The 25,337-nt window shown below is 66.4% G+C and carries 24 protein-coding genes; 10 read left to right on the top strand and 14 right to left on the bottom strand.

Annotated features, from left to right (window positions below; translation table 11 throughout):
- Positions 1-7: 7 nt before the first annotated feature.
- Genes AC0IX4_RS07610 through AC0IX4_RS07595 form a run of 4 tightly spaced genes read left to right on the top strand, consistent with a single transcriptional unit; the run spans position 8 to position 4,429 of the window.
- Positions 8-2,002 carry an acetyl/propionyl/methylcrotonyl-CoA carboxylase subunit alpha gene (locus tag AC0IX4_RS07610; RefSeq protein ID WP_042576347.1) on the top strand — a complete coding sequence of 665 codons (1,995 nt, stop codon included), beginning with the start codon at positions 8-10 and terminating at the stop codon, positions 2,000-2,002.
- Positions 1,999-3,159: an acyl-CoA dehydrogenase family protein gene (locus AC0IX4_RS07605; protein ID WP_042576156.1), complete on the top strand. Its 1,161-nt coding sequence runs from the start codon at positions 1,999-2,001 to the stop codon at positions 3,157-3,159. Before AC0IX4_RS07610 ends, AC0IX4_RS07605 begins: the two co-directional genes overlap by 4 nt.
- Complete coding sequence (locus AC0IX4_RS07600; protein WP_331386546.1) at positions 3,156-3,629, top strand: MaoC family dehydratase; 474 nt, start codon at positions 3,156-3,158, stop codon at positions 3,627-3,629. Before AC0IX4_RS07605 ends, AC0IX4_RS07600 begins: the two co-directional genes overlap by 4 nt.
- The gene (locus tag AC0IX4_RS07595) at positions 3,626-4,429 is read left to right on the top strand and encodes an HpcH/HpaI aldolase/citrate lyase family protein (protein ID WP_471828584.1); all 804 of its coding nucleotides are present in this window, start codon (positions 3,626-3,628) and stop codon (positions 4,427-4,429) included. Before AC0IX4_RS07600 ends, AC0IX4_RS07595 begins: the two co-directional genes overlap by 4 nt.
- Positions 4,430-4,432: 3 nt before the next feature.
- On the opposite strand, the gene AC0IX4_RS07590 is transcribed toward AC0IX4_RS07595, so the two are convergent.
- The 6 genes from AC0IX4_RS07590 to AC0IX4_RS07565 form a co-directional block, all read right to left on the bottom strand.
- Positions 4,433-5,230 (bottom strand): IclR family transcriptional regulator, encoded by a 798-nt coding sequence (locus tag AC0IX4_RS07590; RefSeq protein ID WP_042576345.1) that lies wholly within the window; start codon positions 5,228-5,230, stop codon positions 4,433-4,435.
- A 72-nt stretch (positions 5,231-5,302) separates the two neighbouring features.
- A complete protein-coding gene (locus AC0IX4_RS07585; protein ID WP_471828582.1) occupies positions 5,303-6,442 on the bottom strand; it encodes an enolase C-terminal domain-like protein in 1,140 nt (379 codons plus the stop codon).
- A 56-nt stretch (positions 6,443-6,498) separates the two neighbouring features.
- Entirely contained in the window at positions 6,499-7,830 is a 1,332-nt protein-coding gene (locus tag AC0IX4_RS07580) for an ABC transporter substrate-binding protein (RefSeq protein ID WP_471828581.1), read from the bottom strand.
- A gap of 44 nt (positions 7,831-7,874) precedes the next feature.
- The gene (locus AC0IX4_RS07575) at positions 7,875-8,753 is read right to left on the bottom strand and encodes a carbohydrate ABC transporter permease (protein WP_471828580.1); all 879 of its coding nucleotides are present in this window, start codon (positions 8,751-8,753) and stop codon (positions 7,875-7,877) included.
- 6 nt (positions 8,754-8,759) lie between these two features.
- Complete coding sequence (locus tag AC0IX4_RS07570) at positions 8,760-9,710, bottom strand: carbohydrate ABC transporter permease (RefSeq protein WP_042576151.1); 951 nt, start codon at positions 9,708-9,710, stop codon at positions 8,760-8,762.
- A gap of 91 nt (positions 9,711-9,801) precedes the next feature.
- The gene (locus AC0IX4_RS07565) at positions 9,802-10,905 is read right to left on the bottom strand and encodes a dienelactone hydrolase family protein (RefSeq protein ID WP_042576150.1); all 1,104 of its coding nucleotides are present in this window, start codon (positions 10,903-10,905) and stop codon (positions 9,802-9,804) included.
- 42 nt (positions 10,906-10,947) lie between these two features.
- Between AC0IX4_RS07565 and AC0IX4_RS07560 the strand changes: the two genes are divergently transcribed.
- Positions 10,948-12,129: a hypothetical protein gene (locus AC0IX4_RS07560; RefSeq protein WP_471828579.1), complete on the top strand. Its 1,182-nt coding sequence runs from the start codon at positions 10,948-10,950 to the stop codon at positions 12,127-12,129.
- A 43-nt stretch (positions 12,130-12,172) separates the two neighbouring features.
- Here AC0IX4_RS07560 and AC0IX4_RS07555 read toward each other — a convergent pair whose 3' ends face one another.
- Positions 12,173-12,979 carry an NAD-dependent epimerase/dehydratase family protein gene (locus tag AC0IX4_RS07555; protein WP_471828578.1) on the bottom strand — a complete coding sequence of 269 codons (807 nt, stop codon included), beginning with the start codon at positions 12,977-12,979 and terminating at the stop codon, positions 12,173-12,175.
- 190 nt (positions 12,980-13,169) lie between these two features.
- Between AC0IX4_RS07555 and AC0IX4_RS07550 the strand changes: the two genes are divergently transcribed.
- Positions 13,170-14,255 carry an ABC transporter ATP-binding protein gene (locus AC0IX4_RS07550; RefSeq protein ID WP_042576147.1) on the top strand — a complete coding sequence of 362 codons (1,086 nt, stop codon included), beginning with the start codon at positions 13,170-13,172 and terminating at the stop codon, positions 14,253-14,255.
- 24 nt (positions 14,256-14,279) lie between these two features.
- On the opposite strand, the gene AC0IX4_RS07545 is transcribed toward AC0IX4_RS07550, so the two are convergent.
- From AC0IX4_RS07545 to AC0IX4_RS07525, 5 genes are all read right to left on the bottom strand, one after another.
- Positions 14,280-14,750 (bottom strand): DUF4383 domain-containing protein, encoded by a 471-nt coding sequence (locus AC0IX4_RS07545; protein ID WP_471828577.1) that lies wholly within the window; start codon positions 14,748-14,750, stop codon positions 14,280-14,282.
- A gap of 137 nt (positions 14,751-14,887) precedes the next feature.
- Positions 14,888-16,723, bottom strand: coding sequence for an acyl-CoA dehydrogenase (locus tag AC0IX4_RS07540; protein WP_042576146.1), 1,836 nt, complete (start codon positions 16,721-16,723; stop codon positions 14,888-14,890).
- A 126-nt stretch (positions 16,724-16,849) separates the two neighbouring features.
- Positions 16,850-17,452 (bottom strand): class I SAM-dependent methyltransferase, encoded by a 603-nt coding sequence (locus AC0IX4_RS07535; RefSeq protein ID WP_042576145.1) that lies wholly within the window; start codon positions 17,450-17,452, stop codon positions 16,850-16,852.
- Complete coding sequence (locus AC0IX4_RS07530) at positions 17,453-18,541, bottom strand: CaiB/BaiF CoA transferase family protein (protein ID WP_471828576.1); 1,089 nt, start codon at positions 18,539-18,541, stop codon at positions 17,453-17,455.
- A gap of 62 nt (positions 18,542-18,603) precedes the next feature.
- A complete protein-coding gene (locus AC0IX4_RS07525) occupies positions 18,604-19,176 on the bottom strand; it encodes a DinB family protein (protein WP_471828575.1) in 573 nt (190 codons plus the stop codon).
- Here AC0IX4_RS07525 and purT point away from each other — a divergent pair.
- Both purT and AC0IX4_RS07515 read left to right on the top strand, forming a co-directional pair.
- Positions 19,175-20,404: a formate-dependent phosphoribosylglycinamide formyltransferase gene (purT, locus tag AC0IX4_RS07520; RefSeq protein ID WP_471828574.1), complete on the top strand. Its 1,230-nt coding sequence runs from the start codon at positions 19,175-19,177 to the stop codon at positions 20,402-20,404. The genes AC0IX4_RS07525 and purT overlap by 2 nt on opposite strands.
- The gene (locus tag AC0IX4_RS07515; RefSeq protein ID WP_471828573.1) at positions 20,401-20,883 is read left to right on the top strand and encodes a DUF456 domain-containing protein; all 483 of its coding nucleotides are present in this window, start codon (positions 20,401-20,403) and stop codon (positions 20,881-20,883) included. Before purT ends, AC0IX4_RS07515 begins: the two co-directional genes overlap by 4 nt.
- 13 nt (positions 20,884-20,896) lie before the next feature.
- On the opposite strand, the gene AC0IX4_RS07510 is transcribed toward AC0IX4_RS07515, so the two are convergent.
- Positions 20,897-21,631, bottom strand: coding sequence for an amidohydrolase family protein (locus AC0IX4_RS07510; RefSeq protein ID WP_471828572.1), 735 nt, complete (start codon positions 21,629-21,631; stop codon positions 20,897-20,899).
- A gap of 66 nt (positions 21,632-21,697) precedes the next feature.
- On the opposite strand from AC0IX4_RS07510, the gene AC0IX4_RS07505 reads away from it, so the two are divergent.
- On the top strand, positions 21,698-22,567 hold the full coding sequence (locus AC0IX4_RS07505) for an SMP-30/gluconolactonase/LRE family protein (RefSeq protein ID WP_471828571.1): 870 nt from the start codon (positions 21,698-21,700) through the stop codon (positions 22,565-22,567).
- A gap of 45 nt (positions 22,568-22,612) precedes the next feature.
- Here AC0IX4_RS07505 and AC0IX4_RS07500 read toward each other — a convergent pair whose 3' ends face one another.
- The gene (locus tag AC0IX4_RS07500; RefSeq protein ID WP_471828570.1) at positions 22,613-23,992 is read right to left on the bottom strand and encodes an FAD-dependent oxidoreductase; all 1,380 of its coding nucleotides are present in this window, start codon (positions 23,990-23,992) and stop codon (positions 22,613-22,615) included.
- A 246-nt stretch (positions 23,993-24,238) separates the two neighbouring features.
- Between AC0IX4_RS07500 and AC0IX4_RS07495 the strand changes: the two genes are divergently transcribed.
- Entirely contained in the window at positions 24,239-25,318 is a 1,080-nt protein-coding gene (locus tag AC0IX4_RS07495) for an alkene reductase (RefSeq protein WP_471828568.1), read from the top strand.
- Positions 25,319-25,337: the final 19 nt, after the last annotated feature.

Genomic DNA, 25,337 nt, shown 5'->3' with positions numbered 1-25,337 from the left:
CACTGCCATGACAACGATCGACACCGTCCTCGTCGCCAATCGCGGCGAGATCGCCGTCCGGGTCTTCCGGACGTTGCGCACCATGGGAATCCGCTCCGTCGCGGTGTACAGCGACGCGGATGCCGACGCTCTGCACGTGCGGGCTGCGGACACCGCGGTACGACTGGGGCCGGCTCCCGCCAGGGAGAGCTACCTCGACATCGACAAGGTCATCGAGGCGGCGCTGGCGTCCGGTGCCGACGCCATCCATCCCGGATACGGATTCCTTTCGGAGAACGCAGCATTCGCGGCGGCGTGCGAGAAGAACGGCATTACCTTCATCGGGCCGCCCACGCGTGCGATCGAGACGATGGGCGACAAGATCACCGCGAAGAAGGCGGTGTCTGCCTTCGACGTTCCCGTGGTCCCCGGTATCGCGGAGCCCGGACTGTCCGACGACGCCCTGGTCGCCGCAGCCAGCAACATCGGCTATCCGGTGTTGATCAAGCCGTCCGCAGGCGGTGGCGGCAAGGGAATGCACCTCGTCGAGCGCGACGAGGACCTGCGCCCCGCCCTGATCCGTGCGCGCCGGGAAGCGGCGTCCTCGTTCGGTGACGACACCCTGTTCCTCGAACGATTCGTTCTGCGCCCGCGCCACATCGAGGTCCAGGTGATGGCCGATGCTCACGGGACCGTCATCCATCTCGGTGAGCGGGAGTGCTCGCTGCAGCGGCGGCACCAGAAGGTGATCGAGGAAGCGCCGTCTCCGCTTCTCGACGAGGCCACCCGTACCCGCATCGGCGAGGCTGCGTGCGCGACGGCACGGAGCGTCGACTACGTGGGCGCGGGAACCGTGGAGTTCATCGTCTCCGCGGACGCCCCGGACGACTTCTTCTTCATGGAGATGAACACCCGTCTGCAGGTGGAACATCCTGTGACCGAGATGGTCACGGGGGTCGACCTCGTCGAACTGCAGATCAGGCTGGCGGCGGGCGAGCACCTGGCGCTACGCCAGCAGGACGTCACGCTGACCGGGCATGCGATCGAGGCCCGCGTGTACGCGGAGGATCCCGGCAACGGGTTCCTTCCTACAGGAGGCCGCGTGATCGGACTCCACGAACCGGTGGGCGACGGAGTGCGCGTCGACTCGTCGCTGTCGGTGGGAACCGTCGTCGGCAGCGACTACGACCCCATGTTGTCCAAGGTCATCTCCTACGGGCGCGATCGTGCGGAGGCACTGCGCATCCTGCGGCGGGCCCTGGGCGAGACGGCCATCATGGGCGTCGGCACCAACGTCGACTTCCTGTCCTACCTGCTGTCGGACCCCGATGTCGTTGCCGGAGAGCTCGATACCGAACTTCTCGACCGTGTCGCGCCCGACTACGCGGCACCCACGGCGCCGGACGAGGTGGCCGCTGCGGCAGCGGTGTACCGATGGTGCGCGGACTGGCCGGACAGTGCGGCCGATCCGTGGTCCGACCGCGGCGGGTGGCGACTGGGTGGTCGACGAGCACCCACGACGATCGTGGTCGAGGACGCGGGCCGTCGGCGGACGGTGACCATCGTCGGTACTCCCACCGACGCGACCGTGGCGGTCGACGGCGGCGACGAGAGACCACTCACGGCGCACGTCGACGGCGACCGGTTGACGATCGCTCTGGGCGGTCGGCGCGAGTCGTATTCCGTGGCAACCGAACACGGGTCGCTCTGGTTGGCCGGTGCGCGCGGCGTCTGGCACATGACGCCGGCGGCGGAGGTGGATCTGGTGGACGGCGCCGAGTCGGAGCTCGACGAGTCGGTCCGCAGTCCGATGCCCGGAACGGTGATCGCCGTCGAGGTCGCGGACGGTGACCATGTCACCGCCGGGTCGGTGGTGGTCGTCGTCGAGGCGATGAAGATGGAACATGCGTTGACCGCACCGACCGACGGTGTGGTGGAACTCCTGGTCGCTCGCGGCGATCAGGTCACGGTGAACCACGTGCTCGCACGTGTGACGACGAGCGGCGAGGAAGGTCGATCATGACATCAGCACTGGCGGGCGTTCTGCCCGACGAGTATGCACAGCTCGCGGCATCGGTCCGGGATTTCGCTCGGACGGTCGTCGCACCTGTTGCGGCGCAGCACGACAAGGACCACACCTTCCCGTACGAGGTGGTCCGCGGCATGGCGGACATGGGCCTGTTCGGTCTGCCGTTCCCCGAGGAGTACGGCGGCATGGGCGGCGACTACTTCGCCCTGTGCGTCGCGCTCGAGGAACTGGGCAAGGTCGACCAGAGCGTCGCGATCACCCTCGAGGCGGGCGTGTCCCTGGGCGCCATGCCGGTCTACCGCTTCGGAACCGACGCGCAGAAGGAGCAGTGGCTCCCGCAGCTCACCTCCGGCCGAGCGCTGGGCGCCTTCGGGCTGACCGAGCCCGGTGCCGGCAGTGACGCGGGCGGTACGAAGACCACCGCCGTCCGGGACGGCGACCACTGGGTCATCAACGGGTCCAAGCAGTTCATCACCAACTCCGGCACCGACATCACCTCGCTGGTGACCGTCACGGCGGTGACCGGCACGGATTCTGCCGGTCGCAAGCAGATTTCATCGATCCTGGTGCCGACGTCGACACCGGGGTTCGAGGCAGGCCCCGCGTACGACAAGGTCGGATGGAACGCCTCGGACACGCACCCGCTGTCGTTCACCGATGTCCGGGTGCCGCTGGAGAACCTCCTCGGCGACGAGGGGCGCGGCTACGCCGGGTTCCTGCAGATTCTCGACGAGGGACGTATCGCGATCGCCGCGCTCGCGACCGGCGTCGCGCAGGGCTGCGTCGACGAGAGCGTGAAGTACGCCAAGGAGCGCGAAGCCTTTGGCACCGCGATCGGGCGCAACCAGGCCATCGCGTTCAAGATCGCGCGGATGGAGGCGCGCGCGTACGCGGCCAGGACGGCCTACTACGACGCGGCAGCACTCATGTTGGCGGGCAAGCCTTTCAAGAAGCAGGCAGCCATCGCCAAGCTCGTGTCCTCGGAGGCCGCGATGGACAACGCGCGGGACGCGACGCAGGTGCACGGCGGGTACGGCTTCATGAACGAGTACACCGTCGCCCGTCACTACCGTGACAGTAAGATCCTCGAGATCGGCGAGGGCACCACGGAGGTGCAGTTGATGCTGATCGCACGGCAGCTGGGCCTGTGAGCGATCGAGTGGTGCAGCGCGGCCTGTGGTTCGAGGAGATGACGGTGGGCACCGTCTACGAACATCGGCCCGGGCGCACCGTCACCGAGGCGGACAACGTCCTGTTCACCACCCTCACTATGAACACCCAGGCGCTGCATCTCGACGCGGCGTACAGCGCGGACACGACCTTCGGTGACCGACTGGTCAATTCGATGTGGACGCTGTCCACACTGGTCGGCCTGTCGGTGGCGCAACTGACGCAGGGGACGATCGTCGCCAACCTCGGATTCTCCGAGATCAGCTTCCCGGCGCCGATGTTCCACGGCGACACCCTTTATGCCGAGACACTCATCGCGGACAAGCGGGAATCGGCATCGCGGCCGGGCGAAGGTGTGGTCACCTTCGAGCACACGGGCCGCAACCAGCGCGGTGACATCGTCGCTCGGGCGGTGCGCAAGACGCTCGTGCAGTTGGATCCCGCGCGATGACGATCGATGCCGGGCCCGTCTGGATGTTCTGTCCCGCCGACAGGCCGGAGCGCTACGGGAAAGCCGCCGCCGCGGCCGACGTCGTGATCATCGACCTCGAGGACGCGGTCGCCGCGTCGGACAAGGATGCCGCGCGTCAGGCGATGCTCGACACCCCGCTCGATCCGGAGAGGACTGTCGTCCGGATCAATCCGCGGTCGACGCCCTACTTCGATGCGGACCTGGCTGCGGTGCTCACGACGCGATACCGGCACGTGATGGTGCCCAAATGTGAATCGGCGGAGGATGTCCGGGCAGTGGCGCCGCTGTCGGTCGTTGCGCTGGTCGAGACTCCGCTCGGGGTGTTGCGGGCGCCGGAGATCTGCGCGACCGACGGATGCGTCGCGATGATGTGGGGCGCGGAAGACCTCATCGCGGCTCTCGGGGGCGCGTCGTCACGCCGGGGCGACGGCCGCTATCGCGACGTCGCTGTCCATGCCCGATCGACAGCCCTGCTGGCGGCATCGGCATTCGGGCGCCTGGCGCTGGATTCGGTATATCTCGACATCCCGGATCTCGAGGGTCTGCGTGCGGAATCCGAGGACGCCGTCGCTGTCGGATTCGGCGCGAAGGTGGCACTGCACCCGTCGCAGGCAGCCGTCATCCGCGAGTGCTACACCCCGTCCGCCGACCAGGTCGACTGGGCGAGACGAGTCGTCGCTGCGGCCTCGACCGAACGTGGTGTCTTCACGGTCGACGGCAGGATGGTCGACGCGCCGGTGATCCGGCACGCCGACCGCATCCTGCGCGGCGTCCGCTGACTTTCAGCGGATGCCTTCGGTGCGCATCTCACGAGCCCAGGCGGCAGCGTGGCGTGTCAAGACGTCGGCGATGCGCGAGATCTCGGCGGGATACGACGCAATGTCGGCCGACATGGACACGCTCAGCGCGTCGGTGGCGGGTATCCGGTAGGGCACAACCGTGGCCACGCACACGATGCCGGCGGTCCCCTGTTCCTTCTCGAGGGACCATCCCCGCGCGCGGACGTCGCCGAGTTCGGCGATCAGCGTGTCGGGGTCGGTGATCGTGTCGTCCGTGAACTGTTCCAGCACAGGCGGCAGGAGTCCACGAACCTCGGTATCTGTGAGTTCGGCGAGCAGAGCCTGACCCAGTGCGGTGGCATGGCACGGCAGCTTGCGACCCACTCGGTGCATCCGACGCACCTCCGCTCGTGATCCTCGGCTGGCCAGGTAGATGACGCTCGACTCGTCCCGGCGGGCGAAGTGCACGGTGTGACCGATCTCGGCGCGCAGTGTCTCCAGTACTGCCGCAGCGCGACCGACGACGGAATCCTTGTCCAGGTATGACGTCCCGGCAAGGAGAGCATGGGTGCCGATGCCGTATCGCGATCCGGACTCGTCCGCCTCGATCCATCTCAGGTCCTTCAGCGTGCGCAATAGTGCGTGCAGACTGGAGCGCGGGTACTTGCACGCCTCCTGCAGTTCACCGAGGCTCATGCGCGTCGGCGACGCAGCGAGCGTCTCGAGGATGTGGATGGTCCGCTCGGCGGACTTCACCGGCTGCGAATCCGCTACCGAGGGAGTCGTGTCTCGTGTCGCCATGAGGACACTATTCCCCATTCCGAACCCGATATCACAGGGCGACTCCGGTTCGTCGACTTGAACCGTCGGCACTCAGTACTCCTCGACCAGGTTTGCGGCGACGTAGTCGAGATCGACGGCCTCGCCGAGCCCTGGAGCGAGGGGCATGGCAACCGTTCCGTCGGGGCGGACAGGGTCGACGATCGACAGAAGGTGCGGAGGTACCCAGTCGTAGTCGACGAGCGGGTGCAGTAGCCCGCGCTCGTACCAGTGAGCCACGCTCGAGCCTCCGACGAGCGCCAGGTTCGGTGCGCCGTTCCCGTGCACCTCGCACTCCATCCCGAAGCCCTCCGCCATGTGCATGGTCTTGAGCGCCGGTGTGATGCCGCCTCCGTTCATGGCCCCCACCCGGAGAATGTCGCACGCATCGTTGACTATCCATTCCGCACGCGAACGGTGGCGGCCGGGAACGGTCTCCGGACCTATCACCGGCGTCGCGACCTGTTCGGACAACCACCTGTAGGAGCGGAGTGAGAACTCGTCCATCGGCTCCTCGAACCAGTCGAAGCGCAACCTGTCGAGTTCACGCCCGAGAGTCAGCGCCTCGGTGCGTGAATACCAGTGATATCCGTCGAGCATCAGCGAGAAGTCGGGTCCCACCGCATCCCGCACCGCGGCGCACGCCTCGATGTCCCGAGCGAGGTTCGGCGCATTGTCGAGCGGCGGCATCCAGGTGTGGAGCTTGATTCCGGTGTAGCCCCGCGCTTTCAGCTCCACCGCGAAAGTCGCGTAGTCCTGCGGACTCGACAGTCCGCCGTCCAGCGAGTCCCCGCACATCGTGCTGGCGTACGCCTTCACGCTCTCGCGAGCCCCGCCGAGCAGCTTCCAGGCCGGGGTGCCGAACATGACGCCTGCGAGATCCCACAGTGCCTGATCGACATAGCTCAGCGAATGTTCGGGTAGTTCGACTGCCCGGGTGCGCTGGCGGATGGCGAACTGCTTCTCGAACGATTCACGCGCCAAGGGATCGGATCCGACCAGAACCGGGCCGACGTGCTGCTCGATCTGATCGCGCCGGAGATAATTGGGCTTGCCCAGAACCCGCCCGACCGCGCCGTCGGTCGTGGTGATCGACAGCAGAGCCTGCGTGGTCTGCGCCGACGGCCCCGGGTGACGGTGACCGTACGAATCGACCGTGGTGCGAGCTTCGGTCTTGAATACCTGAACGCTCACGCGCTCGATAGTTGCGCTCATCGGGATCGACCCTTTTCTTTCGTGTGCGGCGTGCGTCATTTGCCGTTGCGTGCGTCGTACTTGGCTTGAGAGCGGTCGAGCTTCTCGGCGAAGTCGTCGGCGAAATCCTGTGCGCTGAGCTGGCCGATCAGGACTTTCTGCCACTGGCCGACCATCTGTACCTGGACGATCTTCCCGAAGTCGGAGAGGTAGTCGGGTGGCGTGACCAGGACCGTGGCCGGATCGTCGAGAGCGGTCAGCGCCGCCTGGACCGACGGCATCGCATCGAACTCCGGCGCCGCTCGTGCTGCCTTGTTGACCGGGATCTGCCCGACTGCACCGTTCCAGTACGACTGCGATGACGCCGATGTCATGAATTCGAGGAACTTCCAAGCGGCTGCCTGGTGGGGGCTGCTGCGGAAGACGGTGTAGGAGGGGAACGGGTCGGTCATGATGGTGCGTACGCCGTTCTCGTTCCGCGGTAGTGCTACAGCTCCGGCGTTCTCGCCCATGGCTTTACGATGGTTGCTCAGCGAGCCGAGGTTGTGCTGCATCATGCCCACCGATCCACCGCCGAAGCTGGCCACCATCTGGGGAAACCCGTTGTTGACGTCGGCGGTCGGAGTGTCGACGTCGTACAGCGCGGCGAACTTCTCGATCGCCTCGACCATCTCGGGTCTGTTCAACGTGGACTTACCGTCCTCGAAGAAGGCAGTGGTTCCCGTGCTGGCGAACATGTATTGCAGCAGCGGATAGATGGACCCGGCGCCGCCGCGGATGGTGAAACCGTAACGGCCGGCGTCCTTGTCGGTCAGGGTCGCGGCGGCGTCGAAGAACTCGTCGTAGTCGTCCGGCGGCTCGATCCCGGCTTCGGCGAACCAGTCCTTGCGGTACCACAGGGTGGCGTTGTTGCTCGTGTACGGCAGTCCATAGACGTTGTCTCCGCCTCCGGACTCGCGCGCGGACTGGAGGATCCCCGTGTCGTACTCGTCGCGCTGCGGCGAGGCTGCCAGGAAGTCGTCCAGCGGGATCACGGCATTCTGCGCCACCAGCGGCGCGAGGTACGCGGTGGACACGATGCCGAGGTCGGGAGCCGACCCGCCGGCGAGAGCAGTCTGGTACTTCTGCTGCGCACTGTCGGAGGGCAATCCGACGTATTCGATGTCGATGCCGGGGTTCGCGGCTTCGAACCTGCGAATCAGCTCCTCGTACAACGGGGTCCGGTCGGGGCCCGCATTGTTGTCCCAGAACGTCAGTGTGGCGTTGTTCGGGTCGCCCAGTGCGCCGTCGGGCAGCGATGTCTCGGAACTGCACGACGCGAGAACGAGGGTCGCGACCGCACCCATGAGGGAGGTACGCAGCAGCGTCCTCCGGTCGAGAGGCTTCATGACACTCCTTGGATGGAAGGCTGGTGAGGGATTCGCATGTCCGGTCAGCCCTTGACCGCGCCGGCGCTCAGGCCCTGGACGAGGTACTTCTGGATGACGGCGAAGACGAGAACCACGGGAACGGCGGCGATGAGGCCACCGGCAGCGAGCACGCCGAAGTCCACGTTGTACGAACCGATGGTGTAGCTGAGGCCGACGGGCAACGTGAACTTCTCCTGGCTGCTGATGAACATCAGACCGAAGAGGAAGTTGTTCCAGCTGCCGATGAAGGCGAACGAGCCGACGGCGATCAGGCCGGGTTTGAGCAACGGGAGCATGATGATGCGGAACGCCTTCAGACGCGAACACCCGTCGACCATCGCGGCTTCTTCGAGTTCGACGGGGATCTGTGCAATGAAGCCGGCCATGAGCATGGCGGCGAGGGGGAGCTGGAAGACTGTGTCGGCCAAGATCAGGCCGCCGAGATTGTTGATCAGGCTCATCTCACGGAAGATCTCGAACAACGGAATCAGCAACATCGCGCCAGGAACGAACTGGCTGCACAGCAGTGCCATGACGAGGGCGAGTCTGCCCCGGAACTTGAAGCGAGCCAGTGCATATCCGGTGGCGAGAGCGACGAACGTGGTGAGCACCAGGGACAGCGCCGCAACGATCATCGAGTTCTTGAAGAAGAAGCTGAACCCGAGGGTGTTCCACACCGTGTCGAAGTGTTCGAACGTGATGGGCCAGGGGAGCATCGAATTCGATTCCGCGGGGCGGAAGGCGAACACGATCATCCAGTAGAACGGCACCAGGGTGAAGAGCAGGTAGATGGCCAGCGGGAGGCCGACGCTGAGATAGCGAGGCTTCGTCTTGTACACGCGCAGTGGAGGTTCGGTGCTTTCCGACGCGGTGATCGTGGGGCGATCGGCAGTAGTCGTCATGGTCGATCAGCCCTTCTCGGCATTGAACTTGCTCAGGCGGAGGTACAGAATCGAGCAGAACAGCAGGATGAGGAACGCGACCGTGGTCAGCGCCGATCCGTATCCGAAGTCCTGCGCGGTGATCGCGAGTTGCGAGACGTACAGCGGCAGTGTGGTCGTGACGTCCGCCGGCCCGCCGGCCGTGAGGGTGTACAGGAGGTCGACGTTGTTGAACTCCCAGACGCCGCGCAGCAACGTCGAGAGAATGATGACCGCCTTGAGGTGCGGGAGCGTCACGAATCGGAAGCGTTGCCACCGGCTCGCTCCGTCGACGTTGGCCGCCTCGTAGAGATCTTTCGGTGCGCTCTGCAGTTCGGCGAGAATCAGGATGGCGAAGAACGGAACTCCGCGCCACAGTTCGGCGACGCCGGTAGCCCAGAACGCGGTGTCCGGATCCGCGATAGGAGCAGCCGTACCGTCTCCGATCCCCATGTCGCCCAACAGCTTGAAGATTCCTGTGGACGGGTTGTAGATGAGTAGCCAGATGCCGGTGGTGAGAACACCCGACACGGCCCACGGCGAGAACACCAGTGCTCGGGCGAGGCCCCGGCCGCGGAAGACCTCGTTGACGAGGAGCGCGAGTCCGAGCCCGAGGACCAGCTGGAAGACCACCTGGAACAGGACCCACTTGCCGGTGGTGAGCAACGACGTCCAGAACAGCTCGTCGGCGAACATCAGTCGGAAGTTCTCGAGGCCCGCGAACCCGTTCTCCCACGGCGTGGTCGGGTTGTAGTACTGCAGGCTGTAGTAGAAGACGCTGCCGACGGGATAGAAGATGAACACGACGAGCAGCAGGACGACGGGAGCGATCAGGATGTACGGCGCGCTGATGCGTCGACTCGATCGCTTCCGAGGTACCGGTGCAGGGGACGTCGCAGTCGGCGTCCCTCCCGTACCGGGGGTGATGGTGGTGACCAAGAGGCACGCTCCGAAATCTGGCCGGCGTCACCGGCGGGCGGATGTTTCACGGTTCACATATATGAACATGTGACGGCTACGTGAACTGCGGTCAACTATGATCGCTGTCACACGGGCTGTCAAGGCTTCCGCAGACCAATCGGTCGGTGAGCCACCGCGCGGCTTCCTTCTGCATGGCGGCCCCGAATCGGTGCGGTTCGTCGTACCACGTGGTGGTCAACGCACCGGTCCCGCTGTAGATGCTGGTCAAAGCTTCTTCCGACGCCAGCATCCCGGCGTGCCCGAAGTGTGGATCGTGAGATGCGTACTGCACCAACAGGGGTACCGGTGCCGCGCAGCCGGCGACGTCCGGCCAGTCGCAGACCGCGGACAGGCCCGGCGTGATCATCGACCACGAGGTTCCGTCGGCGTGCCCGTCGGCGATGTCGGCGAACGTACTCATCGATGCGGTGATCACCGCTGCCTGCAGGTCAGCCGGTTCGGAGCAGGCCAGAAGGTGTGCCGCTCGCGCGCCGCCGCCCGAGAAGCCCACCGCGGCGATCCGGCGAGCGTCCACGCCCGGCGCGGCGCGCAACACCGCCAGTGCGGTCAGGTCGTCGACGGCGACGAGTGCCGCGAGGGACGTGCCCGTGAGGATCGCGATCTTCGCGAGGGCGTGTTCGTGTTCCCGCGCCGCCGCGTCGTATCGTCGCCGGAGGTCGTCGGGCGACGACGCCGCGGGAACGGCGGACATTCCCGCTGCCCGGGCTCGTTCGGGAAGGTCGGACCATTCCACGCGTCGGCTGCCCCACTGGTAGGCGTCGTGCACCAGTACGGCGAACCCGGCACGCGCGAGTTCTGTTGCGACGCAGAGCCCGCCGTATCCTCGCTGCCGTAATTCCTCGACTCCGGGTGCAACTCCCTCCGGGCCGTCCGAGACCTTCTCCTTGCCGTAGAACTTGACGCCGTCGTGGGCGTGGAGGAGGAGGATTGCCGGTAGGTCGTCGTCGCGGCCGGTCGGCCGGACGATTCGCGCTTCGGTCTCCGGCCCGTTGTCGACGGCCCATGAGAGTTCGATCCCGTCGATTCCGTCGCGTGTCCACGATCGACCCGTCCGCACGGTCGCCGGTGCCGCGGGGCGGACGCCGAGCGCCGATGCGATGCGCTGTCGCAGAAGCGTCGATCGTGGACAGCGGTCGCCGTCGCGTGTTCTCATGTGTGAACTCCATCTCTGCACGTGAATTCAAGAAAGGCCGCCATGCCCGGATCGACAGTCGACCGCATCGTTGCTCACGCCTACCCCTGGGACGTGGTGGGCGATCCGTCCTTCGTGGACCGTGCGCGGGCACTCGGAGTCGACGAGATCTCCCTCGCCGCCACCTATCACTCCACTCGCGCCGCCACTCCGTTCCACCCCGACCACAAGATCGTCGACGCACGTCACGCGGCGTTGTACCGACCGGTGCGTGACGACGCCTGGAGCGGTCACCGGATTCGCGCCGTGGCAGCCGACTGGGTCGGTGCCGACGACGCGTTCGCAGCGGCAGCGACCACGTTGATCGATGCGGGGATGACAGTGAATGCGTGGATCGTGTTGACGCACAGCACGATCCTCGGCCACGCTCACCCTGACGTCACGGTGACGAACTGCACCGGAGACTCCTACCCGTACGCACTCTCGCCCGGCCACCCCGACGTCGTGCGATACGCCGCGACCCTCACTGCCGAGGCCCTCCGCGGTGTCGCTGTCCACGGTGTATCCATCGAGGCGTGCGGTCAGCTGGGATTCGCCCACGCGGGACATCACGAGAAGACCGACGGCGCCTTCCCCGGTATCGGGGACACGCTGATGTCGGTCAGCTGTACCGATCGCGAACGTGCCGAATGGTCGTCGCGCGGGGCGGATCCGGACCGTGTCGTCCGGGCATTGAAGGAGGGAGTCGCCAGCGTCGTCGACGGTCGGCTCGCGCCGACCTCCTCCATCACCGACGTGCTGACCGACTTCGATGCCGCGGCCGTGCTCGCAACCCGCCGCCGCGATGCCGATGTCCTGCGCGGTGAGGTACTGAATGCGGTTCGCATCCACGCGCCGCAGGCGAGAGTCACGCTGCACGGCCATCCCGACGAGTGGAAGACGGGACCGTCGCCTGCTCTCACACCGTCGGCGAGCGGCGATGTGGATGCCGTGTTGGTGTCCGCGTGGCCCGGGACGGAGGAAACCGTCCGTGTCGTCGCGGCGACGCGCGAGATGGTGGGGACGTCGGTCGACGTCGGTGCATACGTGTCCGTATTGCCCCCGAAGAAATTGGACGAGGTCGGAGCGCATGTGGCCGCGACCGTCGAGGCGGGTGCCAACGAGCTGCATCTCTACCACCTCGGGCTCGTGAATGCCGCTCAGCTCGACGCGTTGGCGCACGTGGTGAAGGACTGGCGGAAGTAACGCTGCGGGGGTGGCGCTGCGGTCCGGCCACCCCCGTCGGTTCTCACATGCGTTGTCCCAGGGGGTGATCGCAGAAGGCTCCGCCGGCGCGCTGAAGGATCGGGTCGTCGAAGGTCCATTCGTGGTCCCGGAGGAACTCGTCCGCGAAGATTTCGGAATTGTCCTGTGGCACATACCCGATGGATTCGCCCTCGGCTCCCGACCACCAGGCCCTGGTGTTGGCGGAGATTCCCCACACGATGTGGAAGCCCTTGGCGCTGTCGGACAGGGACGCTTCGATCAATCGCGCGGTATCGGCCGGCGACATCCACGATGCGAGACCCCGGTAGTTCGGTGGTCGGTCGAAACTGGACCCGATCCGCAGATTCACGACGTCGATCCCGAACCGATCGTGGTACAGCCGCGCGAGCGCCTCGCCTGCCGCTTTGCTCCACCCGTAGAACCCGTCCGGTCGGGGCGCGACATCGCCCGCGAGCATGCCGTCGGACTCGTCATGGGTCCAGAACCCGACTGCGTGATTGCTCGACGCATACACGACGCGCGTGACAGCGTGAGTGACCGCGGCGTCGAAGATCGCCTGGGTGCCGTCGACGTTGACTGCGAGAATGTTCTCCCACGAGTCCTCGGTGCTGAGTCCGCCCAGGTGCACGATCGCGTCGACTCCCTCGACGGCGCGGGCGACCGCTGCGCGGTCGGTGACGGAGCCCTGGATGTATTCCTCCGTGGGATCGAGGTCGGTGATCCCCGCGATATCGAACAGGCGGAGAGTGCGGTCCGACCGACGGAGCAGGGGTCGCAGCATTCGCCCCATGTTCCCGGCGGCCCCGGTGATCAGCACTGTCGTCGTCATGGCGGTCTGTCTCGCTTTCTCTCGAATCCTTGTAATGCAGATCACGGTAGTACATACTTCGAATCGAAGTCAGCATATGGATATGCATTCACATACATGAACGCGCGGAGAGTCTCAGCAATCTGAGCCGAGCGCGTTCGTACCTTCACTCGGATCGTCCGACACGTTCCTGTCGGTGAGAGGACACATCATGGCAACCGTCGCATTCGAGAACGTCACCAAATTCTTTCCCGGAGGGGAGAAGGCGGCCGTCGACAACTTGGACCTGCACATCGAGGACGGTGAATTCCTCGTCCTGGTCGGGCCGTCCGGTTGCGGCAAGTCGACGTCGCTCCGCATGCTCGCGGGTCTCGAGGACGTGGATCGTGGAACCATCTCGATCGGAGGCGACGACGTCACCGAACATCAACCCAAGGATCGCGACATCGCGATGGTGTTCCAGAACTACGCGCTCTACCCGCACATGACTGTCGGGGAGAACATGGGCTTCGGCCTTCGGATTGCCGGTGAGGACAAGGCGGAAATCAAGCGTCGGGTCACCGACGCCGCCAAGATCCTCGACCTGACCTCGTATCTGGATCGCAAACCGAAGGCACTGTCCGGCGGACAGCGTCAGCGAGTTGCCATGGGGCGCGCCATTGTTCGCAAGCCCAAGGTCTTTCTGATGGACGAGCCTCTGTCCAACCTGGATGCCAAGTTGCGGGTGCAGACACGCGCGCAGATCTCAGCGCTTCAGCGTCGACTCGCCACGACCACCGTGTACGTCACGCACGATCAGGTCGAGGCCATGACGATGGGTGATCGCGTCGCCGTGTTGCAGGACGGCGTCCTGCGTCAGTGCGATACCCCGCGCCGGATGTACGAGCACCCGGACAACGTCTTCGTCGCCGGATTCATCGGATCGCCCGCGATGAACCTTCTCGAGCTGCCCCTGGTGGACGGCGGAGTCAGGTTCGGCGGAATCGTGGTCCCCATTCCGCGAACCGGCCTGTCGACCATCGGCGAGAGTTCGGTGACGCTGGGAGTCCGCCCCGAGGATCTCGAGATCGTCGGCGACGGTGTCGGCGGCTTGGAGATGACGATCGACGTCGTCGAGGAACTCGGTGCCGACGCGTATGCGTACGGCCGCATCACGATCGACGGTGTCGAGCAGCTCATCGTCGTCCGCGCCGACGGTCGCGTTCCGCCGCTGCGCGGAGACAAGGTCACACTGGCCTACGCAGCGGAGCGCACGCACCTCTTCTCCACCGTTACCGGGGAGCGTCTCATCGACTGAACGGTGGAGAAGAGGCGAGGAGAGTCAGCGCGTCGGCGTGGCCGTCGTACCGGTGACGACGCGGGGCAGGATGAGCCCCAACCCGACCATGCCGACACCGAGCACCAGGTGGAGCCAGTTGTCCGCGTTGTTGACGGGAACGAAGTTGGCGCTGCTGTCACGGTCGATCACGAGGCCGTAGACGAACAGCACGAGGTAGATGACACCGCCTCCGATGAGGAAAGTCCGTGCCGTGGACGGAGTCCGCGACAGAGCGATGCCGGCGACACCGAACAGCAGGTGCACGATGTTGTGCAGGATCGACACCTCGAAGATTCCGAGGAGATGCGCGCCGGAGTGGTGCCCGGCGAACGTCAACATGTCGTAGTCCGACGTGATCCCCGGAATGAATCCGAGAATGCCGACGGCCAGGAACACGACGCCGACGAGCAGCGCACCCCACTGGATCGGTGACCGACGCACCACTGTGCGGCCGGCCCGGTTGGTGTTCGCCATGGTCTTGCCTCCCTGTTCTCACACGTTGAGCTGATCCCACCGTGCGCGTCGGGATAGCCCTCGGAGAACGTGCTGAACGCCCGAGACGCGAAACGGCCCGGCTGGTCGAAACCAGCCGGGCCGTAGGAACGTTCGGATCAGAACGCTGCTTCGTCGAGCTCCATGACGTCGTTGTCCAGATCGGACAGGATCTGACGGGTGGAGGTCAGGCGGGGCAGGATGTTCTTGGCGAAGAACGACGCTGCGCCGATCTTGCCCTCGTAGAACGCCTTGTCCTTGTCGCTCGCACCGTTGTCGAGTGCGGCGATGGCGATCTCGGACTGGCGCAGCAGCAACCACCCGATCATCAGGTCGCCGACGCTCATGAGCAGGCGCACGGATCCGAGGCCGACCTTGTACAGCTCGGTCGGCTGCTCCTGCGCACCCATGAGGTGCTGCGTCAGCGTCGCGACCATGCCCTGGACGTCTTCGAGTGCGGTGTTCAGCAGTGCACGCTCGGACTTGAGGCGACCGTTGCCTGCTTCGCTGTCGATCCACGTCTTGATCTGTCCGGCGACGTGGGCCAGGGCGACGCCGCGGTCGCGAGCGATCTTGCGGAAGAAGAAGTCCTGGGCCTGGATGGCCGTGGTGCCCTCGTACAGTGAGTCGATCTTGGCGTCGCGGATGTACTGCTCGATGGGGTAGTCCTGCAGGAAGCCGGAACCACCGAGTGTCTGCAGGCTCTGCGCGAGCTGCTCGTACGCGACCTCGGAGCCGACACCCTTGACGATGGGGAGCAGCAGGTCGTTGACGCGGAACGCGGTGTCCTTGTCGGCACCCGAAACGTGCAGTGCAGCAACCTCGTCCTGGTGTGCGGCGGTGTAGAGGAACACCGCGCGCAGGCCCTCGGCGTATGCCTTCTGCGTCATCAGCGAGCGACGCACGTCGGGGTGGTGCGTGATGGCGACGCGAGGGGCGGCCTTGTCGGTCATCTGCGTCAGGTCCGCACCCTGGATGCGCTGCTTGGCGTAGTCGAGAGCGGTGAGGTAGCCGGTGGAGAGTGTAGAGATCGCCTTGGTGCCGACCATCATGCGAGCGTGCTCGATGACGTCGAACATCTGCGCGATGCCGTTGTGGACGTCGCCGACGAGCCAGCCCTTGGCCGGGACGCCGTGTCCGCCGAGGGTGAGCTCACACGTGGCCGAGACCTTGAGGCCCATCTTGTGCTCGACGTTGGTGACGAAGGCGCCGTTGCGCTCGCCCAGTTCGCCGGTCTCGCTGTCGAAGTGGAACTTGGGGACGAAGAAGAGCGAGAGGCCCTTGGTTCCGGGCTTGCCACCCTCGGGACGCGCGAGAACGAGGTGGAAGATGTTCTCGAAGAGATCATCGGAGTCCGCCGAGGTGATGAAGCGCTTGACGCCCTCGATGTGCCACGTGCCGTCGGCCTGCTCGATGGCCTTGGTGCGGCCGGCGCCCACGTCGGAACCCGCGTCGGGCTCGGTGAGGACCATGGTGGCTCCCCAGTTGCGCTCGGCTGCCAGAGCGGCCCACTTCTTCTGCTGCTCGTTGCCGTTGTCGAAGAGGATCTGCGCGAAGCCGGGGCCCGCGGAGTACATGAAGGCGGCGGGGTTCGACCCCAGCAGCATCTCGGCCACGGCCCAGAAGACCTGGCGGGGAACGGGCAGTCCGCCGAGCTCCTCGTCCAGTCCGAGATGGTCCCAGCCGGCATCCTGCAGCGCGCGGTAGGACTTCTTGAAGGACTCGGGGAGCGTGACCGAGTGGGTCTCGGGGTCGAACGTGGGCGGATTGCGGTCGGCGTCGGCGAACGACTCGGCCAGCGGGCCCTCGGCGAGACGACGGACCTCTCCGAGCATGTCCCGGACGGTCTCGACGTCGAGGTCGCCGAACTGGCCGGACGCGAGCGTCTTGTCAAGGGCGAAGAGTTCGAAGAGGTTGAACTCGAGGTCTCGAAGATTGCTCTTGTAATGGCCCATGGTGAATGCTCTCCGTCTCAGTGGTGCGGTCCGCCCTCGGTACCGCCTCGGTGTTCTGCGGCGATACCTACTCGCCAGTAACTTATGGCTATGTTACGCCGCTTCGAGAGCTCTGCCAATAGCGGTCTACTCGTCGGTAACCTGTCCCATCAGAACGGTGTCGATCGCTGTGGAATCACCTACCGGCCGGTGTCGCTCCTCGGCCACGAGAATGCGCACGCCATTGTGCAGGTCGTCGACGAGATCGCTTGGACTGTAGAGGATTTCGATATCCTGAGGTCCGCCGACGCCATTCTTCACATTGTCGGAATGGTGTCCGACGATCACGAGGATTCCCTCATGTTTCAACGCCCGGACGGCAGTCGCCAGGACGTTCTCACGCTCGATGCGCGATAAATGCAGGTAGGCGATGACAACGAGATCATAATTCCGCTCAGGTGTGAGTGTGGTCACGTCCGCGTGGACCCACCGGACCCGCGAGCGGATGGACGCCGTCGCCGTGGCGGCGACCTTCACGGCCTTCGACAGCGCGGCCGTGCTGAAATCGACAGCGTCCACCTCCCACCCGCGGGTGGCCAGCCACAGGGCGTTGCGGCCCTCTCCGCAGGCGAGGTCGAGCGCGCGACCGCGGGGCAGCGACGTGCAGAACTCGACGACCACCTCGTTGGGAGGCGCTCCCCACCTCAGCTCCGCACCGTCGTACTTGCGGTCCCAGTCGGCCGCGTCCACTCAGACCCAGACCTGATCGGGATCCACGGACGACCGTGCGGCGCCGCCCGGCGTCGACGGCCGGGTACGCGAGAACCGCGGTGCGGGCGCGTGCTGCGTCACCGACTCGATGTCGATCAGGTTGTCCCGCTCGGCCATGTGCCGGTGCCGGGTCGCCTCGTCGAAGGTGAGGACGGGCGTGACGCACGCGTCCGTGCCGTCGAAGACGGACTCCCACTCGTCGCGCGTCCGCGTCGCGAACGTGTCGGTGAACACCGTGCGCAGGGTGGGCCACTGCTCGCGGTCCATCTGATGGGGCAACGAGGCCGGATCGATGCCCAGGCCCTGCAGCATGGCGGCGTAGAACTGCGGTTCGAGAGCTCCGACCGCGACGTACTTGCCGTCGGACGTCTCGTACGTGTCGTAGAACGGGGCGCCGGTGTCCAGCAGATTGGTTCCGCGCTGGTCCGACCACAGTCCGAGACCACGCCAGCCCCAGATCATGTGCGACAGCGCGACGGTGCCGTCCACCATCGCGGCGTCGACGACCTGACCCTTGCCGGACGCGCCACGCTCGACCAGCGCCGCCAGGATGCCCATGACCAGGAACATCGAGCCACCGCCGAAGTCGCCGACCATGTTCAGCGGGGGGACGGGACGTTCTCCTTCCCGGCCGATGGCGTGAAGGACGCCGGTCACGGAGATGTAATTGATGTCGTGCCCGGCCACCTGGGACCACGGCCCGTCCTGACCCCACCCCGTCATCCGTCCGTAGACGAGGCCCGGGTTCCGCTCCGCCACCGCGTCGGGACCGAGGCCCATGCGCTCGGTCACGCCCGGTCGGAAGCCCTCGATCAGCACGTCGGCCCGCGAGATCATCGCCAGCACCCGCTCCAGATCGGCCGGGTCCTTCAGGTTCGCCTCGACGATCCTGCGGTTACGGATCAGCGGGTCGCCGTGCATGCCCTCGGCCGGCAGTGCGCCGGGGCGTTGGACACGGACGACGTCCGCCCCGAGATCCGACAGCAGCGTCGCCGTGTGCGGGCCCGGTCCGATCCCGGCGAGCTCCACGACCTTGATTCCGGCGAGCGGTCCACCTGCAGTAGTCATGCCGCGACCCTATCCACCGGAACTCGCCCGACGACAGGACCGGACCGATCGGGTCGGGAGACTCAGAGGAACTCCGACGCGGCGTCGTCCACCCGCGACCGATAGTCACCCCACCAGTCCGCGTCGACGTCCGGAAGGTTGGAGTTGCCGACGGCCATGCCGGCGCTACCGTCGACGAGTTCGCGCACGATGTCCGCGTGACCGGCGTGGCGGTGAGTCTCGGCGATCAGGTGCACCAGGATGTACTCGACGGTCACCGGGTTCTTCGCCGTCCACCACGGGACCGTCCCCTCGGCGGTCGGCCCGAGGGTGCGTACCGTCTCGTCGGCGTGTGCGTTCACCCGGCGATAGAGCCCGACGAGAGAGTCGCGGGACTGATCGGACGTGGCCCACATGTCGGCATTGAGTTCGAGGGTCGGGTCGGACCAGGCGATCTCCTCGGGGAACGGTCGCCCGAACGTGGAGCCGAGGTACCCGGCTTCGGTCATGGCCAGGTGTTTCACGATGCCGAGCAAATTGGTGCCGGTGGAGGTGAGGGGTCGCCGGATGTCGTACTCCGATGCGCCGTCGAGTTTCCACACCACCGCGTCCCGACCTCGCTGAAGGTAGGTGAGCAGGTCCTCGGTGTCCGTCATGCCCGATAGCATTCCAAGCGTGACGTCCTCCCGCATCGGTACTCCGCTTTCTCCGTCCGCCACCAAGGTGATGCTCCTGGGCTCGGGGGAGCTGGGCAAGGAAGTGATCATCGCCTTCCAGCGCCTGGGCGTCGAGGTCATCGCCGTGGACCGGTACGCGAACGCGCCGGGCCACCAGGTGGCTCACCGGGCTCACACCGTGGACATGAGCGATCCCGAGGCTCTGCTCGCCGTCATCGAGGCGGAGGCGCCGCATTTCGTCGTCCCGGAGATCGAGGCCATCGCGACGGAGGCTCTGTCCGTCGTCGAGGATCGCGGCGTCACCACTGTCGTTCCGACGGCCAGGGCTACGCAGTTGACGATGAACCGCGAGGGCATCCGCCGACTCGCGGCCGAGGAGCTGGGCCTTCCCACGTCGCCGTACGCCTTCGCCGACAGTGTCGACGAGGTTCGTGCCGCGCTCGAGCTCACCGGCTTTCCCGCGGTGATCAAGCCGGTGATGTCGTCGTCGGGCAAGGGACAGTCGGTCGTGAAGAGTGCCGACGACGTGCAGCGGGCCTGGGACTACGCGCAGGCCGGCGGCCGGGTGGATCTGGGACGCGTCATCGTGGAGGGATTCGTCGACTTCGACTACGAGATCACCCAACTCACCGTCCGGGGGGTCGACGAGAACGGCGCGGACGAGACGTTCTTCTGCGAGCCCATCGGCCACCTGCAGAAGTCGGGCGACTACATCGAGTCCTGGCAGCCACAGCCCATGTCGCCGGTCGCGCTCGAGGCCTCGCGGAACGTCGCTCGCACGGTGACCGCGGCGCTCGGTGGCCGCGGCATCTTCGGTGTCGAGCTCTTCGTCAAGGGCGACGACGTATTCTTCTCCGAGGTCAGCCCCCGTCCGCACGACACGGGACTGGTCACCCTCGGCACCCAGCGGCTCTCCGAGTTCGAACTGCACGCGCGGGCGATCCTCGGCCTCCCGGTGGACACGACGCTGCTCTTCCCGGGGGCATCGGCCGTCATCTACGGCGGACTCGACGAGGTGGGCATCGCCTTCGAGGGTGTCGATCAGGCCATGCGGGTGCCGGAGACCGACCTTCGGCTGTTCGGCAAGCCCGAGAGCTTCGTGTCGCGTCGCATGGGCGTCGCGTTCTCGACCGGTCCGGATGTCGAGACGGCACGCGCACGCGCTCGTGACGCCGCCGGCCGGGTACGACCGGTCTCGGCCACATGACCGCGGGCGCCGAGGTCTTCGTCGGACTGGTGATCCTGATCGGTCTGATCGGGATCGTGGTCCCGGTGCTCCCCGGCGTGATCCTGATATTCGCCGCGATCGGCGTCTGGGCCTTCGTCGTCGGCACCGCCTCGGCGTGGACGGTGTTCGGCGTCGCGACGGCGCTGCTGGTGGCATCGGGCGTCGTCAAATACCTGTGGCCGGGCAGACGCCTGAAGACGGCCGGTGTGCCGACGCGATCGATCGTGCTCGGCGGTGTCGTCGGCATCGTCGGATTCTTCGTCGTGCCCGTCGTGGGTCTCTTCCTCGGCTTCCCCCTCGGTGTCTACCTGGCGGAACTACCCCGCGCCCGCACCTCGGGTTCGGCCTGGCAGTCGACTGTGCACGCGACCAAGGCCGTCGGCCTGTCGATCCTGGTCGAGCTGTTCGGTGGTCTGCTCGCCGCCGGGGTGTGGGTCGTCGCCGTCCTCGTGCTGTGAGTTCCGCCGCCGATCAGGGCTCGCGGTACCAGGCGCGAGCATTCTGGAACAGCACTGCCTGAAGGTCTCCCCCCACCGCGTCGGCAACGAGGTCGAGGTCGGACACGTCGAAGCGACGCGCCGCGCGGGTGCTGGGAAGGTCGGTGCCGAACATCAGGGCCTCCGGGTTCACGGCATGGATGCGGCGCATGGCGTCGACGGGGTCGTGCGAGATGCGGCCGAATCCGGTGGCCTTGACGCGTGCACCTCTGTCGACCAGATCCAGCAGGTAGGGCATCGCTTCCTCGGCCATGCCGAGATGGTCGATGCTCACGGCGGGCAGTTTCGACATGATCGGCTCGAGCGAGCGCAGCAGCCCCGCGTCGACGTAGAACTCGGAGTGCCATCCCGCCACCTCGTGGGCCCGTATCGCCTGCTCGGTCAGAGACGAGATGTCGGCGACGCCGCGACGGAGGTTGAACCGGAGCGCCCTGACCCCCGCGGCGTCGAGTGCGGAGATGTCGTCGTCGGTGGCGTCCACGGGCAGCTGGGTGACACCGACCCACCCGTGGCCCAGCTCCTCGAGAGCGGCCAGTAGATAGGACTGATCGGTGCCCTGGAACGACCCGGTGACTACGGCTCCTCCGACCACACCGAGCCCGTCGGTCTCCGCTTCGTAGTCTTCGACGGTGAACGGCTCGGGCTCGTAATCGTCATTGACCACCAACGGAAACCGAGGATCGATGATGTGGACGTGGCTGTCGAACACGTCTGCCAGGATGCCTCATAGAGAGATGAGGCACACGTCACATCCGCATATTCGCGAGGAGTCCGCATGAAGGCCGATCCGACCGTGATCCTGGAGGGATACACCTACTTCGAGTGCCCGCGGTGGCACGACGGGCGCATCTGGGTGTCGGATTTCTACACCTTCCAGGTGCTCTCCGCCGAGGAGGACGGAAGCGACGTGAGGGTGGAGGCGGAGGTACCCGAGCAGCCGTCGGGGCTGGGGTGGCTACCCGACGGCCGACTCCTCGTCGTGTCGATGCGCGACAAGAAGGTTCTTCGCCGAGAGGCCGACGGTGAACTCGTCGTGCACGCCGATCTGGCGGACCATGCGACCGGCAATGCCAACGACATGCACGTCGACGCAGAGGGGCGCGCCTACGTCGGGCACTTCGGTTTCGACCTCATGAACATGGCGCCGATCGAGACGGCATCGGTGATCCGGATCGAACCCGACGGAAGCGTGCACGAGGACGCGACGGGTCTGCACTTCCCCAACGGCATGGCGGTGACGGCCTCGGGTGATCTCCTGGTCGACGAGACGCTGGGCAACCGCATCAGTGCGTTCGCCATCGGCGACGGCGGAGTTCTCGGTCCGCGGCGAGACTGGGCCGTGCTGGGCCCGATGCCCGAGTCGACGGACATGGCGGAGGGAATCGGCCAGGTCGTGGTGGCGCCCGACGGTTGCGCTCTCGCGCAGGACGGCACTCTGTGGGCGGCCGACGCACTGGGGCAGCGGATCGTGCAGATCCGTGAGGGCGAGGGCGTGGTCGACGAACTGACCTTCGACACCGGGGTGTTCGCGTGCGGTTTCGGCGGGCACGACGGGCGCACGCTGTTCGTCTGCGCCGCACCGGATTTCAACGAGCACGCACGCAAGGACGAGCGGGAGGGCAGGCTGCTGGCGGTCCGGATCTGACCCGGACCGCCCGCGAGCCCGTCAGGCCTTGTCGGGGTCCGACTGTCAGGCCTTGTCGGGCTCGCTGGCGCGCAGCATGTCCTCGCGCTCGACGACCTTCACGCGCTCGCGGCCCTGGGGCTCGCCGAGGCTGCGCTCGTGTGCGTCGAGGCGGTACCAGCCGTCCCACGTGGTGAACGGGACCTTCTTGTCCTCGAGGTACGCGACGACGGCGTCCTCGGAGGGCTCGGTCGCACCCGCGAACGAGGGGGCGTCGGCAAGCAGGTTGGCGACGGTCTCGTTGGCGTCGCCCTTGGTGTGGCCGATGAGGCCCACGGGTCCGCGCTTGATCCAGCCGGTGACATAGGTGGCATCCACGGACAAACCGTCGGTGTTCTTGACGCGTCCGGCCTCGTTGGGGATGGTGCCGGCGAGGTCGTCGAAGGGGAGGTCGGCGATGTTCTGCGACAGGTATCCGACGGCGCGGTAGACGGCCTGGACGTCCCAGTCGGTGTACTTGCCGGTGCCCTTGACGTTGCCGGTGCCGTCGAGTTCGGTCCGCTCGGTGCGCAGACCCACGACGGAGCCGCCCTCGCCGAGGATCTCGGTGGGCGACTCGAAGAAGTGCAGGAACAGCTTGTGCGGCCGGTCGCCGGCGTCGCGGATCGCCCAGTCCTGCAGCGTGTTCGCGACCATGTCGACCTGCTTGGACTCGCGGCGGGCCTTCTCCGAACCCTCGTCGTAGTCGATGTCCTCGGGAGCGACGATGACCTCGATGTTGGGCGAGTGGTCGAGCTCGCGGAGCTCGAGCGGCGTGAACTTGGCCTGCGCGGGGCCGCGGCGGCCGAACACGTGGACCTCGACGGCTTTGTTGGCCTTCAGGCCCTCGTAGACGTTGGCGGGGATCTCGGTGGGCAGCAGTTCGTCGCCGGTCTTGGCCAATACGCGGGCCACGTCGAGGGCGACGTTGCCGACGCCGAGGACGGCGACCTTCTCGGCCTCGAGCGGCCAGGTGCGCGGCACGTCGGGGTGTCCGTCGTACCAGGAGACGAAGTCGGCGGCGCCGTAGCTGCCGTCGAGCTCGATGCCCGGGATGTTCAGGGCGCGGTCGGCGTTGGCGCCGGTGGAGAAGATGACGGCGTCGTAGAAGCGGCGCATGGTCTCGAGATCGATGTCGGTGCCGTAGTCGATGTTGCCGAGCAGGCGGACCTGCGGCTTGTCGAGGACCTTGTGCAGCGCGGTGATGATGCCCTTGATACGCGGGTGATCGGGAGCGACGCCGTAGCGGATCAGACCGAAGGGTGCGGGCATGCGCTCGTACAGATCGATGCTCACGCCGGGGCCCGAGACGTTGTGGTCGGACTTCATCAGCGCATCGGCGGCGTAGATGCCGGCCGGTCCTGCGCCCACGATGGCCACTCGGAGAGGGCGGGTCTGGTCTGTCATCAGCGTGGATCTACCTAACATCGTCATCGGCTGGCCGCCCATGGAGCATCGGACGCGGACACCCCAGCATAAGTGACGAGGTCACGGCTTCGGTGCCTCAGGTGGCCGTGACGTGTGCGAAGACGAGGCCGCGAAGTTCTGGGCGAGCCCTGTGATCCGGCACACAACCGGGCATCGACTTCGGCTCCGACGAGCTTGTCCGGAGAGAACGCCGTCCGGCGATTGCATCGTGAAAGGCAGATACACATGAGCGAACTCGGCCCCGATTCCGCACTTCTCCAGCCCCTCTACCTCGGCGATATCCATGCGCGCAACCGCGTCTTCATGGCCCCGCTGACTCGTAGCCGCAGCGGCGACGACGGAGTTCCCGGCGATCTGGTCGTCGAGTACTACCGCCAGCGCGCCGGTGCCGGTCTGATCGTGTCCGAGGGGACGCAGCCCTCCGCGGTCGGCAAGGGCTACACCAACACGCCCGGTCTGCACACCGACGAGCAGCAGGCCGGATGGGCGAAGATCGCGGATGCGGTGCACGGAGAGGGCGGCCGGATCGTCGTCCAGCTGATGCACGCAGGGCGCGTGTCCCACCCGGACAACTCGGGCCTCGAAGCAGTGGCTCCGTCCGCGATCGCGCCCGGCATCGAGATGTTCACCAAGGACGGCTCGAAGGAGATCCCGGCGCCCCGCGCGCTCGAGGAGAACGAGTTGGCCGAGCAGGTCGCGGTCTTCGTCGACGCAGCGACACGAGCGGTCGCCGCCGGTCTCGACGGCGTCGAGATCCACGCCGCGAACGGATACCTGCTGCACCAGTTCCTCGCCGACGGTTCCAACCACCGCACCGATTCCTACGGCGGCAGCCCCGAGAACCGCGCCCGATTCGTCGTCGAGGTCGTCCGCGCGGTGGCCGACGCCATCGGTGCCGGCAAGGTCGGTATCCGGATCTCTCCCGGAGGCGAAGCGAGCGGCATCACCGAGGACGACACCACCGGTGCCTACGAGGCTCTGCTGTCCCAGATCGACGGACTCGGCTTGGCGTACCTGCACGTGCTGATCGACGCCGAGGATCCGTTCCTGGGCAAGCTCCGCTCCGCCTGGAGCGGCGCCTTCGTCCTGAACACCGGGTTCGCACAGGTCAGCACGCGGGACGAGGCCGAGAAGCTCGTCGCCGACGAGATCACCGACGCCGTGGCGATCGGCCGCCCGTTCATCGCGAACCCGGACCTGGTGACGCGGTGGACACACGACACCGAGCTGAACACGCCCGACGAGAGCACCTTCTACGGCGGCGGCGCCGAGGGCTACACCGACTACCCCACACTCGAGGGATAGTCCTGCAGCAGGCTGACAC

This window comes from Rhodococcus sp. AC861 (assembly GCF_979256035.1).
Note: the sequence above shows the minus strand (reverse complement) of the source record. Positions and strands in the feature narration are given on the sequence as shown.